Annotated in this window: 16 protein-coding genes and 2 pseudogenes; 7 read left to right on the top strand and 11 right to left on the bottom strand. The window is 50.2% G+C overall.

What is annotated here, in order from left to right; genetic code table 11:
- Positions 1-2: 2 nt before the first annotated feature.
- Positions 3-308 (top strand): annotated as a pseudogene (locus KO116_RS07715) (ATP-binding domain-containing protein); the annotation flags it as partial.
- 130 nt (positions 309-438) lie between these two features.
- On the opposite strand, the gene KO116_RS07710 reads toward KO116_RS07715, so the two are convergent.
- The gene (locus KO116_RS07710) at positions 439-1,071 is read right to left on the bottom strand and encodes a LysE family translocator (RefSeq protein WP_035565359.1); all 633 of its coding nucleotides are present in this window, start codon (positions 1,069-1,071) and stop codon (positions 439-441) included.
- A gap of 250 nt (positions 1,072-1,321) precedes the next feature.
- Positions 1,322-1,561: a hypothetical protein gene (locus KO116_RS07705; protein ID WP_035565362.1), complete on the bottom strand. Its 240-nt coding sequence runs from the start codon at positions 1,559-1,561 to the stop codon at positions 1,322-1,324.
- Between KO116_RS07705 and KO116_RS26280 the strand changes: the two are divergent.
- A pseudogene (locus KO116_RS26280) lies at positions 1,559-1,785 on the top strand (ATP-binding domain-containing protein); the annotation flags it as partial. The gene KO116_RS07705 and the pseudogene KO116_RS26280 overlap by 3 nt on opposite strands.
- Positions 1,786-1,920: 135 nt before the next feature.
- Here KO116_RS26280 and KO116_RS07700 read toward each other — a convergent pair.
- The 6 genes from KO116_RS07700 to KO116_RS07675 all read right to left on the bottom strand — a co-directional run bounded on the left by KO116_RS07700 (position 1,921) and on the right by KO116_RS07675 (position 9,090).
- Positions 1,921-4,095, bottom strand: a complete 2,175-nt coding sequence (locus tag KO116_RS07700; RefSeq protein ID WP_035565364.1) for an AAA family ATPase — start codon at positions 4,093-4,095, stop codon at positions 1,921-1,923.
- The gene (locus tag KO116_RS07695) at positions 4,088-4,708 is read right to left on the bottom strand and encodes a hypothetical protein (RefSeq protein ID WP_035565367.1); all 621 of its coding nucleotides are present in this window, start codon (positions 4,706-4,708) and stop codon (positions 4,088-4,090) included. Before KO116_RS07695 ends, KO116_RS07700 begins: the two co-directional genes overlap by 8 nt.
- 296 nt (positions 4,709-5,004) lie before the next feature.
- Positions 5,005-6,183 carry an SIR2 family NAD-dependent protein deacylase gene (locus KO116_RS25450; protein ID WP_200897136.1) on the bottom strand — a complete coding sequence of 393 codons (1,179 nt, stop codon included), beginning with the start codon at positions 6,181-6,183 and terminating at the stop codon, positions 5,005-5,007.
- Between the two features lie 556 nt (positions 6,184-6,739).
- Positions 6,740-6,967, bottom strand: a complete 228-nt coding sequence (locus KO116_RS07685) for a DUF427 domain-containing protein (RefSeq protein ID WP_052703743.1) — start codon at positions 6,965-6,967, stop codon at positions 6,740-6,742.
- Positions 6,968-7,240: 273 nt separating this feature from the next.
- A complete protein-coding gene (locus tag KO116_RS07680) occupies positions 7,241-7,843 on the bottom strand; it encodes a glutathione S-transferase N-terminal domain-containing protein (RefSeq protein WP_045812098.1) in 603 nt (200 codons plus the stop codon).
- Entirely contained in the window at positions 7,843-9,090 is a 1,248-nt protein-coding gene (locus KO116_RS07675) for a YbfB/YjiJ family MFS transporter (protein ID WP_035565822.1), read from the bottom strand. Before KO116_RS07675 ends, KO116_RS07680 begins: the two co-directional genes overlap by 1 nt.
- Before the next feature lie 147 nt (positions 9,091-9,237).
- On the opposite strand from KO116_RS07675, the gene KO116_RS07670 reads away from it, so the two are divergent.
- Complete coding sequence (locus tag KO116_RS07670; protein ID WP_045812097.1) at positions 9,238-10,131, top strand: LysR family transcriptional regulator; 894 nt, start codon at positions 9,238-9,240, stop codon at positions 10,129-10,131.
- Positions 10,132-10,176: 45 nt separating this feature from the next.
- Here KO116_RS07670 and KO116_RS07665 read toward each other — a convergent pair whose 3' ends face one another.
- The 3 genes from KO116_RS07665 to KO116_RS07655 form a co-directional block, all read right to left on the bottom strand.
- The gene (locus KO116_RS07665) at positions 10,177-10,365 is read right to left on the bottom strand and encodes a hypothetical protein (protein WP_008959973.1); all 189 of its coding nucleotides are present in this window, start codon (positions 10,363-10,365) and stop codon (positions 10,177-10,179) included.
- A gap of 243 nt (positions 10,366-10,608) precedes the next feature.
- A complete protein-coding gene (locus KO116_RS07660) occupies positions 10,609-11,307 on the bottom strand; it encodes a haloacid dehalogenase type II (protein ID WP_035560319.1) in 699 nt (232 codons plus the stop codon).
- A 68-nt stretch (positions 11,308-11,375) separates the two neighbouring features.
- A complete protein-coding gene (locus KO116_RS07655) occupies positions 11,376-11,711 on the bottom strand; it encodes a zinc ribbon domain-containing protein YjdM (protein WP_035560316.1) in 336 nt (111 codons plus the stop codon).
- Between the two features lie 99 nt (positions 11,712-11,810).
- Between KO116_RS07655 and KO116_RS07650 the strand changes: the two genes are divergently transcribed.
- The 4 genes from KO116_RS07650 (at position 11,811) to phnE (ending at position 15,002) form a co-directional block, all read left to right on the top strand.
- On the top strand, positions 11,811-12,200 hold the full coding sequence (locus KO116_RS07650; protein ID WP_035560313.1) for an ester cyclase: 390 nt from the start codon (positions 11,811-11,813) through the stop codon (positions 12,198-12,200).
- 250 nt (positions 12,201-12,450) lie between these two features.
- Positions 12,451-13,296 (top strand): phosphonate ABC transporter ATP-binding protein, encoded by an 846-nt coding sequence (gene phnC, locus KO116_RS07645; protein ID WP_035560310.1) that lies wholly within the window; start codon positions 12,451-12,453, stop codon positions 13,294-13,296.
- Positions 13,293-14,162, top strand: a complete 870-nt coding sequence (gene phnD, locus KO116_RS07640) for a phosphate/phosphite/phosphonate ABC transporter substrate-binding protein (protein WP_022522625.1) — start codon at positions 13,293-13,295, stop codon at positions 14,160-14,162. The genes phnC and phnD overlap by 4 nt, the downstream gene beginning before the upstream one ends.
- A 9-nt stretch (positions 14,163-14,171) precedes the next feature.
- Positions 14,172-15,002, top strand: a complete 831-nt coding sequence (gene phnE, locus KO116_RS07635) for a phosphonate ABC transporter, permease protein PhnE (protein WP_027960098.1) — start codon at positions 14,172-14,174, stop codon at positions 15,000-15,002.
- Positions 15,003-15,008 lie beyond the last annotated feature (6 nt).

The raw sequence follows: 15,008 nt of genomic DNA, 5'->3' as shown, positions 1-15,008 counted from the left end.
CCTCGCTCTTAAGAGTCGCCTTTCCGACCAGTGACGCAGACAACCCCATTCACTGGGTGCTGCCTTTCCGCCTACACGCGGTAGAAACCGTGTTCGCGATGACGGTACACAAATCACAAGGCTCGGAGTTTCAGCACACCGCCCTACTGCTACCGCAAACGCCCAACCCCATCCTTACCCGCGAGTTGGTCTATACCGGCATCACCCGCGCCCGGGATTGGCTTACGCTGATCGAAGCCAAACGCGGGGTGTTGAATGATGCGGTGGCGAGGGAGGTTATGAGGGTTAGTGGGGTGGAGAGGATCTAATCTTTGCTATCACCTGTGATACAACCGGAGCGAAGCAAAGATTTTTACACATGCTGCATGGCTCAGTTATCGCAAAAGCTCACTTACTGGATGCAGCTATTTTGTTAGCTTTAAAACGGATAGAGCACTACTAACTCGGGCTGTTACGAGCCAAGAGAGCGCCTGCACCGATCATCAAACTGCCAGTAACCCAATCCCACCACTGCCTTATGTCCGGTCTACTTAATGCCCTCGCAACGCGCTCCATAATTATGATAATGCCCCACCACCATGCGATACCAATCAACACATCAAGCACGCCGAGTATCAAAATTTGCTGAACTGCACCGACCGTCGGATTGATAAACTGGGGTAAGACACTTAGGAAAAAGATGATTGCCTTTGGATTAAGCAAATTGCACAAAAAACCATTAGCAAAAGCACGGCTTCGGCTAGCAACCTCAGTAGACTCTTGTGCATCTACCTGTTCACTGCGGTACTGGCTACGACTGCTGTACAGAACTGTTAGTCCCATCCAGATCAAATAAGCTGCACCTATCCACCGAATCAGCATAAACAGCTCAGCGGAGCGGGCCGCAATGGCCGAAAGACCCAGAGCAGCCATCAGCATATGTATACAGAGTCCGCTTTGGGCACCCAGCGCGGCTGCGAACCCAAGTCGACGATGCTTTACTGCATACCGACTGACTAGCAAAAAATCCGGGCCAGGAATCAAATACGCCAATAATACGACTGCGACGAAGCCCATAAGCTCAATACCCATCCACCCTCCTTCTATTTATTAAATCAAACTAAACCGCCTAGTATTGAGCTAACGATCAGCTTAAGAGATCGCGAGAGCGCTTAACGTACCGGTCATCAGCTACAAGGATTTGTCAAAACGATCCACCCTCCAGCTATCGCCTCCACGCCCTTAAAGGGTAGTTGCATATCATTTGGCTGACGCAATGGAGCTAAATGATCAGCTCATTTATGGTCGTTAGCTTTGCCTTATCCTTCCGGTTGCCTGAGTTTTAAAAATTAGTCAGGTTACAATAACCGCTGCGCCAATGAAATCCGCCATGCGTAAAGGCCCCGCATAGTATTAGATAAGCGAGTAATACGCCGAAGAACGGATTAAGAAGGTGGTACTTTGATGCCATCGCGGTGCCGCTAACCCGAATCAGCCCAAGCCAGAGGTTCATACCACCAATAGTAACGGCAAGCAGCAGATAAACATTGAAAAATAAACCATCGTTATTGTCGTAGCGCATGCGGTGGAAACCGTGTTCGCAGTGACGGTACACAAGGCTCGGAGTTTCAACACACCGCCCTACTGCTACCGCAAACGCCCAACCCGATTCTCACCCGCGAGCTGGTCTACACCGGCATCACCCGCGCCCGCGATTGGCTAACACTGATCGAAGCCAAACGCGGGATATTGAATGATGCGGTGACGAGGGAGGTTATGAGGGTTAGTGGGATGGAGAGATTGTAATCAAAGCCGACATTACCGTTGGTGTTGTTGGTTTTCGAACAGGAACAGCTATGCATGAGCATTCCTTTTTCGGCCAGAAATGAATATTGAAAATAAATAGCAACGCTGCCTTCTGAATGCCCTACACTTTTTTTGCTAGTTGGTTGTCTTAACAATATTCTTAACAGCATCCTGCAGACCTTCTCCTGTCACTTCACCCATGTCAACGTTATAGCACTTAAACATTGGCCCAGATTCAGGCAGCCACTCTTCAAATTGAATTACCTTCATTTTCTTACCTTGTGGGGGAAGCAGAAAATCAAGCAAACGATTGGTTAAGTCTTCATGATGACTGGTGACAATTACCTGCCTTTTCCAACCATCATCGGCATCCGCGTACGCCAGCTTACGGAGTAACACAGCTGCTGGGATCAACTGATTCATATCAAGAGAAGTAGTAAAGTCGTCAAAGCCAATAACACTATGACCTAACTGAGCAGACAGAGCCAAGTTGAGATTAATAGTCCAGCAAATAGCTAATTGCGACTTTTGTCCCGTTGATAGGTCTTCGAACAGAACTCCTGACTGAGTAGCAAACCCCCATTTTGGACTTTTCTCTGTACCATTGTTTATTAGCTCAATAGGTAAAAAGTCTTCAGGGAAGTGGAAGCTGGAAAGAAGTTGGTTCATATTTCTAAGTAACTGTTCAAGCTCTGCCTGCGGTATCACTCCAATGACCGACAACAACTGACTTTTTGCACTAGATTCCTGCTTACATATTGCAAGGGCATCTGAGATCATTTTCTCTGCCAGCTCTACACTTTCCAAGTTTGTTGCACTGGCTTCGTCTTCTAACTTTTCAATCTCTAAATTCGCCCAGCGAGTAAAAGCACTTCCAAGTTGATATATAACCTCCGACTCAACAGGTGCATTTTTAGCATCTTCCGCCTTATCCTGCCCCGCCTCCAAATAATTACTTACATAGTTAGCTAGATCTTCCACTGTGAAACTAGACTTATCCAGCAGAGGTGAAAGTTCCGTTGAATGAGTATCTATGTCTCTTGCAATCACTTGATAGCGTTTAATCTGGTTCAATTGTTCAGCAACCGCCTTTCCTTCTGACGTAAATTTATCTAACTGGTCTCTGAGTTCAGATGAGCGGGAGCTAGCTAGGTTAGACAAGGCATCTAAATGATTTTCTATGCCTTGCTTCAAATTGGACACCTCCAGTTTGGAGGGATGGTCTTCCCAAGCTATCAACCAACTGCTGATATTCTCACTAAACTCGTCAATCCAACTAAGGAGAGAACCACCATTACCTTGCAAACTATCTATCAACAGTTTAGCTCTATTATATTCAGCCATTAGCTCGCCGCGACTAACATCTAACTCCTCTACTTTACTTGCATATACATCATAGTCGGAGCCTACAAACAAAGTGCTCTTTAGCTCAGAAGGAACCAAAGAAGCTCCTGGCGACAACCTCTTAATAGGTAAAGATGGAGGAAGGGACTGAGCAGATGAAAGAAATGCTTTTGTAAAGGCAGGATTCTTTTTCTCCGAATCGGCAAATCCAACTGGTGCCCCCCTGTACTCCAGCAAGCACTGTCCAATATGTCTCAATTGATCAGAAAGGTTCGAACCCACTGGTTCAGATAAGTTACTGTAGTTACCAATGGTATTAGAAAGGTTGCGAATTTGAGAATCCCATCTATTCTGCAAATTTCCATTCTTCAAGGTCAGCGTACTATCCACCAGTTCTTGGCGGAGGGTTGAGTCAGTTGATAGCTTTGCAACCAACTCATTAACTCTCTGTGCTAGCACTTTTCGTTCTTCTTCGTAATCTTTCCTATACTTCAGCCCTTGTAACTGGCGCTGCCAGTTTTCTAACTTATTTTGCAGTGCCTTCAATTCCCCTTTTATTTTATCTGCAGGTTTATTTTCAGGCTCAAGCAATTGAATTATTTCATTACATGCAAGCTCAGCTATGTTCTCTTGAAAGAAAAAGGAGGCTACTGTCTCGAGTTTTCTAAGGTCAGTTTTAGCTTTACCCTGAAGCTCGATAGTCTCACCGTTAATTGATACCGCCCCATGACTCTGCCCAGTGGTTCTAAATCCCCCTGCACCAACATCAGGCTGGTTGAGCACCCAGTCCATAGCTTCTAGCAAAGATGTCTTACCAACTCCATTTTTACCAGTCACTAATATAATATCTGCAGGTCGACCGGCAACGGTCATATCAAGAGTTATTGCAGCACCATTTCCTGAATGACGGTAACCTTTGAAATTAGTCAGCGCAATTGACTGGATAGTTTTGATGTTATTAACCAATAGCTGACACCTCCAAAACTGACGTCCCTAACAAATCATTTAAGTCTTTTGCTAGCTCATTTTGCCACTGATATGCAACACTATTAGCCCCCCCAGCTTCTACAGAAGCCTTTAGAATATCCGCATATCTTATGAATAGTTGAGGCTCTATACCTTTGGGTGGCTTAGCTACTTCGACAGCTTTAATTAGCACATTGGAAAAGTCTTCAGTCGTTATTCTTCTCGGTTTATATTCACTTGTTGCCATAGCGCCTAACCAACGATTCTTTGCTTCTTCAACCGTTTTTCCATCATAAGACTTTACCCCTTGGAGAGCGAACCGGCCTCTGTGCCAATCCTGGTCTCCCATAACTTGTAACCACGAAGAAGACTCCACTTTCATAACAATTAAGGCAACCAAGGGTGCAAATTTTTGGTAGTCATGCAGCAAGTCTGCCAAGCGGTCCATTAGACGTGCAACATACTTTTTTACCTCATCCAAATGTTTCCCTGGATCAGACTCAGCTTTCCAAACCACCAAGTTACAAGCAGGGTGACAATAGAGAGATACAGGGAAAATATCCTTCCTTGCCGAATCGGAATATTCAAATTCTATGTGAATTATTTTTTCCATTCTTAGACCTCTCGTAAATATGTGCGACGTTTGATACTGGACTGGTTGGCATAAAAATAATTGGTGGGAGAACAAACAGCATCAATTATCGTTTTAACAACATTATCTTTGTTTCCGTCGTACGGTCTTTGGTAAAAGATATGCTGCCACCCCAAGGTCACAATTGTTTTCGGGGTAATTGAACCAGCTTCGATATTTTTATTGGCTACCCTGCGTAAGCTCGGCCGGACATGCGAGCCTGCCTGTCCCATAGCAAGAACAAGATGATTATTACCGCTCGAAACGCGCACTTTATCTCAAGAGAAAACAAAGGATGGATCTGCATTCAGATGTAGTGTTTTTTTTTCGGATATACCCGATGCTAAAGATTCGAATGTCAGCATTAGGCCTCCCTCTGATTCGCCTTCAACATTGGGAGAAAGAATATCTCTAAACAAAAACAGCAAGGTAGTAAGCTCTGACACTAGAGCCTTATTTTCGTTTATCGGGTCATAAACATCTACTTCGCTGCAATTTAGCTTTGACAAACTGCCTGCTAAAAAAGAAAAAGGACCATTTTCTTTACTGTTAGAACACAAGGCAGGTGACAGCGATTCTAGCCAATTTGGCATAGCTGTAAGACACCCTACATCGTTTTTAACCGAGTTTTCGAGAGTCGATATAACCTGATGCAGAATTACTTGGGCAAATGGCATAATAGAAGTAAAGCTTGCATTCATTGGTTGTAGGCTATGTTTTAAGGCTGTTATCGTTAAAGATCTTATCACCCTCTCATAGATTAGCCCCCACAATTCATCAGCTGAAAGAGTACCTCCAGGCTGAAAACCTCGAATAATTAGTTCGTTACCCTGATTGGCAGGCTGTCCATGATGTACAGCATAGGTATTCACAATCTGCTGTTGATGGAAACTAGGCTGTGGATCAAAAATTGCCATGATTGGAGCAGCTGGTGTACTTAAGACGTGCTCATCATTTGAAATGGATTTATCGGTATATTCATCTAGCACCGCTTGCACAGTATGGTGAACTTGTGGCTCATCGCTACCAAAACCTACAAATATCAAAGATTTGCTTCTAAGCCGGTCTCGAAAAATATCTGCGGCCCACTGCCGATTGCGCCATTTCTGTAATTGACGCTCAGTTAATAAAATAGATTCACATTTTTCAGGATCGGCGCCTCCATCCAATTCTTTAGCACAACCATTAAGCTTGTATACTTTCAGACGATTAACATCATCAAAAGCCGCACCGTTACGTCGATAGTTATCCAAGTTGGCAATCACATCAGCATTTTCTGAGCCTGTAATAAGATTATAGGCCTTTTCAAAATTACAATCGTAGTTGGTCGTAAGTATTTCGCTCAAAAGTCCCTCACGAGCGAGCTTCGCGATGTATATATGTGCAGGTGTAGGAATTAGTTCTTTATAAAGATCAATTTTTAACAATTTAATTAGCGCTTCATAAGCACTATTCACGCAGGAAAATTCCCACAGATAAAGTTCAGCGAGGTGGCCTAGTTTATTTGATTCAGTGGCTTGTCTGACATCGCAGAAATAACAAGAATTTATACTCAGAATACAATCGTCATACGCATATCCAAATTGTTCAAGCGGTTTAGCACAACCCTTCTTACATACAGTCCCATATTTTTTGACTCGTACTTATCGAAGCGAAGGCGAAAAAGCTCATTACTCAACGTAGCAACAATCCATTTTACATTATGCACCTCCCATCCAAGAGCATGCTTGCTCGTAATGGATATGCCCGCACCAGCAATAGGCACACAGCGTTGTTTTAATATTCTATCGACAGTGTAATCAAACGCGTTCCTTGCAATCATATGATCAAGGTCTCCGGCAAGAGATCTTTTGCTAATTTAAGCAAATATGTCTTCTCTCTTATGGCTAGCAACTTCATTAATCTACCCTCAGGGACTTCATAAATTAATCTGCTATAGATCGAAAGGCGTCATTTCCCCGCCTCTAAATCGCCATAATCCCAGCTGCTGGATGCTGATAACCCCGTGCCACATCAATACAAAAATTGCGCTGTACCGACCTTTAAGGGGTAGTGAGTCTCGGTTTTATAAGGCTTCAGAAAGTCCATTCTTACATCTTCGCGGGGAATATATTGGCGCAGTGGGTTGCCGATCTCACGGAGTTCAAAGGTTTGAGTAGTGTCAGCAAGCAGCTTGCCATCAACATGCATCTGCACGCGCTGGCTAATGGGGTGGAGCTCAATGCGTCGGACATTTTGCATATGGTTGTCCCTGCGGCGATTTTTCGCTCTAGTCATTTCAGACTAGCAGCTAAGTTCGTTGAAACCCACGCCTACTTCATTAAACTTTAGGCTACGCAGATGACTTGGGACATGCTCATACCCCATTACCTCCCTACTACTTTCCCTAAACTACTGTGGAACAGCACGGCTAGAATCTGTACTGTTTTGTATATCACGATGGGCGCGACGCCAACATGAGAACGCCCCGCAATAGCGAGGCGTTGAAGGCAGCGGGTATTGGCGCTGGCTCTGCTAAGCAAATGCAGTCTTCTGAAAGCTCTCTCTTGCAATCACACCCGCCTGCCATGCCAGAAGCTGTGGATACTCTTCTTGCCAATTCACCTCAGGCAGCCTGAACGCTAGATAATCCAATGCCACCGCAATAGCGATTTTGCCCAGGTTGATGGTTGAGGCCTGCTGTTTTTCGCCAAGCTCGCCGTCCAGTTGCTTCAACAGCCGCTGAATGGCCCGCGATCGCCGCTGGCCCAGCTCGCTATCATCAACCCCATTGCCGTAATGTTTTCTGGCAATCACGGTCGTGAACGCGGCATCCATCAGGTTTTGGCCCAGCCCCGCCAGGTGTAGCACATCCCCTAGGCTGGCTGCTGGCAGCATTGGCTTGTTGGGGCTAACGCTATCCAGGTAAACGGCAATCAGCATGGATTCGCTAAACGTGGTGCCCTCCTCCGTTACCAGCGCGGGAATGCGCCCGGCGGGGTTGGCCTTTAAGAGTTCGGCATCGTCTGCCCAGGGGTCGCACCACTTCAGCGTCACGGCGTCTGCCAAGCCTTTTTCTAGTAATACGATGCGCACCAGGCGCGCATAGGGCGAGGTTGCGTTTAGGTAGAGTTCCATTATTGCTTCCCTTGGTGTGTAGAGTGCTGTGTAGCGTGCTTTGTAGATTGTTGGGCAGAAAGATCCGTGTGGCGTTGCTGTACGCCACGGCTAAGCAGCACCAGCAAAAAGCCTGCGATAAGGATCAGGCCGCTGATGGCAAACAGTGGCGCGTAGCTGCCCCAGGCGCCATAAAGCGCCGACATGGCATAGCCTGCCACTGCCTGGGCGGCGGCAAAGGCGGCGGTGGCTTGCCCCCAGAGCTTTTTGTGGGCGGTTGGCCCTACCAATTCAGCAAGGCGGCCAGAGGTGAGTGCCACAATGCCGGGGATCATCGCCCCCACCATGAACGAGGAAACCGATTGGCTGAGTAGTGCGAGCGAGAACACCGGCAGCAAGACAGCGGCGGCCTTCGCCGCAAAGGCGATCATCAAGCCACCCTGCCAACCCACTCGCTGCGCCAGCGCGCCGACCATGAACGGCCCACACAAGGCGCCCAACCCGAAGATACCCCACTGCAATGAAGCCGCTTGATTGCCCAGGGCGTTTTCCCTGGCGAGATAGTCCACCCAGAACACGGTATGGGGCACAAAGCCAATCGCATCCAGGGCGTAAGCGCCCACCACCAACATCACGATTATCTTTACACCCGCACCCCCTGTGGGGCTATTCCCCCTTGGGCTAGCCGTGATTGGTGAGGCTAAGTGTGCCACGCCCCAGTCGCACAAAAGGCCAGCGGCAATACAGAGCAGCCCCAGCGTGCCCCAGGTGACGGAGAGGCTTAGCCCTAAAAGTAACGGTACGATGAAGGCCGAAAGCAGTGCGCCAAAGCCAATGCCGGTAAACACCATGGCACCGACACGCGTTCGCCTTTCAGGTGGCGTGGCCGCTAGCGCCAGCGAGGGGCCAACGACCATCAAGATAGCCCCAGCAATGCCGGAGATTAGTCGCCAGAAGAAAAACCAGAGAAAACCACCCGCCCCGGCGCAAAGCACAAAGCTGAGCGCGATACCCGCGAAGCTGGCCGCCATCACCATGCGAGGAGAAAAGCGCTCACTCAGCGAGTGGGCGGCGAGTGCGCCGATAAAGTAGCCCAGCAGGTTGGCAGCCCCCAGGTAGGCACCTTGGCTCGCGGTAAACCAACCCTCTTGAATAATCGCGGGCAATAGCGGCGTATAGGCGAAGCGTGCGATGCCAATCGCCGCCAGGGTCGCCATTATGCCTGTCATCAGGGCGGGCAGATCGTGGGTAGTGAGTGTTCGCTTCATCACGCCAATTCCTTTTTGTGCCACCCCTTGGTGGGGTCGGCAGCACGTTGGTACACCGCCAGACTACGCGCGAGAAATTATTTCTAGAAACGATTAGTTTTGATCGCTACTATCTTGTTTATAGATAGCCTGACAGGGAGACGGCGCGTGCAACTTAAATCGCTGCGACTGCTCGTGGCCGTGGCCGACACCGGCAGCTTTGGGGCGGCGGCCAAACGGCTGCACACGGTGCAATCCAATGTGACCACCCACATTAAGAAACTCGAGGAGGAGTTAGGCGTACAGCTGATTCACCGTGCGGGGCGGGTTCGCCCGACGAGTGCCGGATTGGCGCTGGTGGAGTACGCCGAGCGCATGCTGTCGGCCCACGATGAAGCGGTGTCGCTCTTCAAAGGCCAGGAGAAGGCGTGTGGGCGGCTGCGCATAGGCGCCATGGAGACCACAACGGCGTTGCGCCTTCCGCCGATACTGGCGGCGTACCACGCAGCGCAGCCTGACGTTGATATCCAGATCAAGACCGGGCCCACGGCTGAGTTGGTCGAGTTGTTGCTTAACGGGCAGGTGGACTGTGTCTTCGTGGCCGGGCGGCTTGAGCATGGCCGCTATCATTCGCTCAAAGCGTTTAGCGAGCAGCTTGTCTTAGTCGGCTCAACGCCCATGACGACGATGCCCTCTTCACAAGCGCTGCTGACGTCTGCTTTCTTAGCGTTTCGCCAGGGGTGCAGCTACCGCCAGCGTATCGAGCTGCTGCTGGCGTCCCAGGGTGTTAATGCAGGAAGGATCTTCGAGTTTGGTTCGCTGGATGCGATGCTTGGCTGCGTTGCTGCCGGGATGGGTTACACAGTGCTCCCCCGTGGCACGGTTGACGCCCATCAGCACCGGTTCGGGATTCACACGCTGGCACTGCCCGCGTCCATCGCCAATATCGATACCTATTTTGTCGCCCCCGAACCAGAAACCTGGACACCTGCCTTGGCAAGCTTTGCTGAGACGTTGCGTGACGCGGTGGTGGTGGATGAGCCTCTGTTGACTGCATCATGAATAGGATAGCGACAATACGCTATAGCGTTACTGTCCAAAACACATTCATTCAGGCAAGCCGTATTTCTTGCGAATATCCGCCACACTCGTAATGTTACCCGCTTGGCTATCTGCCATGCCCTTTTCGATGGTCTCCCGAACGTAGATCTCATGCATAAGGTCTTCCCAAGTGGCATTCACAGGAAGTTGCTCAATTAGCTTGTGCGCGTCGTCTTTGCTCATCGTAGCTGACATGGTGACTACCTTTTTTAGGTACGTAGAAAATACTTTTAGAGGATACCTTAGGTTACCGAGAGTGTTGCGGTTTATGCCATTTTCTGCAAATACATCGCGTGTGTCCTTTTAAATACGTTTGATTGGCTCCGCTATCTGCTTGCGCGTGTGCTTGGCAATAAACTCACTGCTCAAATACTTAATACCTATAGCTGCCACTCTTTTAACAACGGCTATCCAGCCCTAACAGCATGTATTGTTGGCTCACTCTATTAGTAGATGCTCGCTCAGCGCGACGAGGTCTTCAGCCACAAAATCCCACGCTTCTTCTGCTTCTAAATCTTTGCTCTGGTGGGGCCCATACTCTGTACGCCGGGGGATAAACGCCGTTTTCATTCCCAATGCTCGGGCAGCCCCCAGGTCGTAATTGTGGGCCGCGCATAACATTACCTCTTCAGGCGGCAGGCGCAGCAGGCCGCAAGCCCCTAAATAGACCTCTGGGTCAGGTTTATAGTGTTGGAATAACTCGGCGCAAAACACCATATCCCAGGGCAGTTTGGCGTGACGGGCAACGTCCACCATTAGTGATAAATTGCCGTTGGTCAGCGTGCCGATAATATAGTGCTCTTTTAAGCGCTGTAGGCCGTTCTGAACATCCGGCCATGGGTCTAATTGGTGCCAAAAGTGATTGATGCGATCAATGGTCGCCTCATCTAGCGCCACCCCATGCTGCTTGAGTAGTTTGACGAGGCTTTCTCGGTGCAGGTCATCCAACCCCATCCAAGGCACGTCACCTTGCCGTACTCGGTTCATCGAAGGCGCATAGTGCTGACGCCATTGATCCGTTATCACTTCACTGGGTAATTCAATCCCTAGCTCTTTCTGCAGCTCATTGAACTGATGAATCAAACTGGAGCGCCAATCAACAATAGTGCCAAATACGTCAAACACGATGGCTTTCATTAGTGTCTCCTTGTTGGATGGTTATTGCTGACTGCGTCGTTAGGTGGCTAGAAGAATCCTGGGCTTATTCAGGCTTTTTTCACAAAGTGGGCAGTTACCATCATGTCGCCGACGCCGTCGACCTTGCAGTCCAGTTGGTGATCCTTGCTGTTCATGAGCCGCTTAATCAAGGCTTTGGTGCCCACCTTGAGTACCAGTGAGCTGCCTTTGACCTTGAGGTCTTTAATCATCGTTACCTTGTCGCCTTCCGCTAACAGCGTGCCGTGGGCGTCTTTCACTGTCACGGTGTCTTCCGCCTCTGCCTCAGCTGGGTTCCATTCGTGGGCGCATTCGGGGCAGATGAACAGGCGTTGATCCTGATAGACGAATGCGGATTGGCAATGGGGGCAAGGTGGGCACGACATGAATGATGACTTCTGTGGCTTGGTTTAGGCTGTTTATGATACTGAGCCTGTGCATTCTTGGCGAATGCCTTCACGCCTAACCAGGAAAGGAGAACCAAGATGAACAAACGTGACCTGGAAGCAACCTACCGTGGTTACATCACCTGCCTCAATAATCAAGACTGGACGAACCTTGACCAGTTCGTGCATGACGATGTCCACCACAACGGCAGGCGCCTAGAGCTTGATGGTTATCGCGCCATGCTGGAAGCCGATTACGAGCAGATACCGGATCTTCACTTTAACATTGAGCTTTTGGCCGTTGATTCACCCCATGTCGCGTGCAGGTTGCGATTCGATGTCACACCCAAAGGTAGCTTCCTTGGCCTTGCGGTGGATGGCAAAAACGTGACGTTTTGCGAAAACGCGTTCTACCTGTTTAGCGATGGCAAGATTAGGGAGGTCTGGTCGGTCATTGATAAAACCGCGATTGAGGCTCAGCTTGGTTAAACGTTCTGGTTATCTCCCTTCACGTATGAATAGCGCAGAATATTGGATCGGTAGGCCCAGCCTTGGTGGGCCTCGTTTTGTGACGATATTGGTCTAGAGAAGCGTTATCTGAGCCGTTTGACTGGCTACCTGCGCTCCTTGGATAGTCATTAACTTATCACCTGAACGACACAGCTTTGTCACTTAGGCGGGCTACCGTTGCATTGTAAGTCACAATAAAGTGAGCTTATACATTGCAGAAGGTGATCCAATGGAGCCTGTTCAATCCTCTGACTTAATGCTCCGCATCGAGAAAATGGGGGTGACATATCCTGGGAATGTCCTCGCACTCCGCCCCACCACCGTCGATTTCCACAAAGGGGAGTTTACGGTACTACTCGGCCTTTCCGGTGCGGGTAAATCGACGTTACTGCGTTCTCTCAACCACTTGGTGCGGCCCAGCACTGGCAAAGTGATCTCGGCCGAGCTAGGTGCGCTCGAAACCCGGTCTACGGTACGCCGCCATCGGTGCAAAACCGCCATGGTTTTCCAGCACCATCAGCTCATTGAACGCCATACGGCGCTCCAGAATGTGCTGACCGGTCGGCTTGCTTACCACAGCACCTGGCGCAGTTTGTTTCCGCTACCCAGGCAGGAACAGGCGCTTGCTCTGCACTGCCTGGACCGCGTAGGCATGGCCGAGAAAGCGCTTACCCGGGTCGATCAACTCTCCGGCGGGCAGCAACAGCGGGTGGGCATTGCGCGTGCCTTGGCGCAGCAGCCCGCCATGATATTGGCGGACGAGCCAGTGGCCAGCCTTGACCCGGCAACCTCTGAGCGAGTGCTAACGCTACTGCGAGATATATGCCGTGAGGATGGTATTACCGCCATTATTTCACTGCACCAGCTGGAGTATGCCCAGCGGTTTGCTGACCGCATTATCGGGTTAGCGAATGCCCAAATCGTTTTCGATGCGGCCCCCTCACAGTTACAGCAACGCCACCTGAACGAGATCTACCACGGCACGCGCGGAGCTGTGACCGACGCCGCTGAGACCACCGAACCCAACCCTCAAACCACCACTCCCTCCCCGATAAAACTGGAGATTGCCCAATGAAACCGCTATTCAGCTTTTTCTTTGCCATCTGTCTTATGTTTGGAATCGCCATGCCGGCCTTGGCGGCGGACCCTGATCCAAATCCGGATCTATTAAAAGTCGCGCTACTCCCCGATGAAAACGCTTCTGAACTGATCAAACGCAACCAGCCATTGAAAGAGTATCTTGAAAGTACCCTTGGGAAAGAAATTGAGTTAATCGTCACCACGGATTACTCCTCCATGATCGAAGCCATGCGCTTTGGTCGCATCGACCTCGCCTACTTCGGCCCGCTCTCCTATGTGATGGCAAGAAGCAAAAGTGAGATCGAACCCTTTGCCGCCATGATTGTGGATGGCAAGCCCACCTATCGCTCCATCATTATTGCCAATGTCGATTCCGGCGTTGAGTCCTATGCGGATATCGAAGGCATGAAAATGGCCTATGGCGACCGTGCCTCTACGTCAAGCCACCTGATTCCCAAAACCGTGCTGCTTGAATCGGCGGGGCTGGAAGCAGGCGAGGACTATGAAGCCCATTTCGTTGGCTCCCATGATGCCGTGGCGGTGAACGTGGCCAATGGTAATGCGGATGCAGGCGGGCTATCGGAAGTGATCTTTGAGCACGTAATGGACCGCGGCCTGATAGACCGCAACCAGGTTAGGGTGTTGGGTCACAGCGGGGAGTACCCTCAGTACCCTTGGGCGATGCGTTCCAACCTGGACCCTGAACTCAAGCAGCAGATCCAGGATGCCTTCATCAGCATCGATGATGAAGAGATTCTGGACAACCTAAAAGCCGAAGGTTTCGCCGTTATCACGGACGCCGATTACGATGTGATTCGGGAAATGGGTAGTCTGCTCAACCTCGACTTCGGCAAGATGTAAGGGGGCATGATGAATCCGTCCAAAACAGTGCCGCCACCCCTTTCATCGCTTTCTCCTGACGCCGTGTTGGACGAACACGCCCGCGGCTGGCGGAGCAAGCTCTTCCAAGCGGGCTTGGTGCTGGCAGTGGTTCTTCTGGCGAGTTGGTATGTAGATCTGCTGGATTTTCGCACCCTGGCCAACGGGGTGCCTGCCATCGCTACCCTAATGGGAGAATCCCTACCGCCCGACTTTACCAACGCCATGGATTGGATAGCGCCGCTGGTCGATACCCTTGCCATGAGCATTGCCGGCACGGCGATAGCGGTCACTGCTTCCGTACCCCTGGCGTTCCTGGCCGCTCGCAATACCTCGCCCCACCCCGTGGTATTCCACGTAACCCGCACGCTGCTGAACGCTCTTCGCTCGGTGCCCGAGCTGATTATGGGCATTATTTTCGTTGCTGCCGTGGGGTTTGGCGCCTTACCGGGCGTGCTCGCGCTCGGCCTTCATTCTATCGGCATGGTGGGTAAATTCTTTGCCGAAGCGATCGAGCATGTCGACCCAGCCCCGGTAGAGGCCGCCAATGCCGCTGGCGCGACGCGATTACAGGTTCATTGGCACGCGGTGCTCCCGCAGGTGCTTCCGCAGTTTGCTGATGTCTCTATCTACCGCTGGGAATACAATTTCCGCGCCTCTACGGTGATGGGCATGGTGGGGGCTGGCGGGATCGGCTTCGAGCTAATGGGCTCTTTACGCGTCATGCAGTACCAGGAAGTCAGCGCCATCCTGATTGTCATACTCGTTATGGTGACGATGGTGGATAGCCTTAGCGGCCATCTTCGTAAGAAATTCAAGTAAGGAAAT

Source organism: Halomonas sp. KO116 (assembly GCF_000734975.2).
Lineage (GTDB): Bacteria > Pseudomonadota > Gammaproteobacteria > Pseudomonadales > Halomonadaceae > Vreelandella > Vreelandella glaciei.
This window is presented reverse-complemented; position numbering and strand designations above follow the sequence as displayed.

Coding starts and splice junctions, on each gene's coding strand:
- KO116_RS07710 (WP_035565359.1), bottom strand. CDS start 1,071: ATGGGTATTGAGCTTATGGGCTTCGTCGCAGTCGTATTATTGGCGTAT.
- KO116_RS07705 (WP_035565362.1), bottom strand. CDS start 1,561: ATGCGCTACGACAATAACGATGGTTTATTTTTCAATGTTTATCTGCTG.
- KO116_RS07695 (WP_035565367.1), bottom strand. CDS start 4,708: ATGGAAAAAATAATTCACATAGAATTTGAATATTCCGATTCGGCAAGG.
- KO116_RS07685 (WP_052703743.1), bottom strand. CDS start 6,967: ATGCAAAATGTCCGACGCATTGAGCTCCACCCCATTAGCCAGCGCGTG.
- KO116_RS07680 (WP_045812098.1), bottom strand. CDS start 7,843: ATGGAACTCTACCTAAACGCAACCTCGCCCTATGCGCGCCTGGTGCGC.
- KO116_RS07675 (WP_035565822.1), bottom strand. CDS start 9,090: ATGAAGCGAACACTCACTACCCACGATCTGCCCGCCCTGATGACAGGC.
- KO116_RS07665 (WP_008959973.1), bottom strand. CDS start 10,365: ATGTCAGCTACGATGAGCAAAGACGACGCGCACAAGCTAATTGAGCAA.
- KO116_RS07660 (WP_035560319.1), bottom strand. CDS start 11,307: ATGAAAGCCATCGTGTTTGACGTATTTGGCACTATTGTTGATTGGCGC.
- KO116_RS07655 (WP_035560316.1), bottom strand. CDS start 11,711: ATGTCGTGCCCACCTTGCCCCCATTGCCAATCCGCATTCGTCTATCAG.
- KO116_RS07650 (WP_035560313.1), top strand. CDS start 11,811: ATGAACAAACGTGACCTGGAAGCAACCTACCGTGGTTACATCACCTGC.
- phnC (WP_035560310.1), top strand. CDS start 12,451: ATGGAGCCTGTTCAATCCTCTGACTTAATGCTCCGCATCGAGAAAATG.
- phnD (WP_022522625.1), top strand. CDS start 13,293: ATGAAACCGCTATTCAGCTTTTTCTTTGCCATCTGTCTTATGTTTGGA.
- phnE (WP_027960098.1), top strand. CDS start 14,172: ATGAATCCGTCCAAAACAGTGCCGCCACCCCTTTCATCGCTTTCTCCT.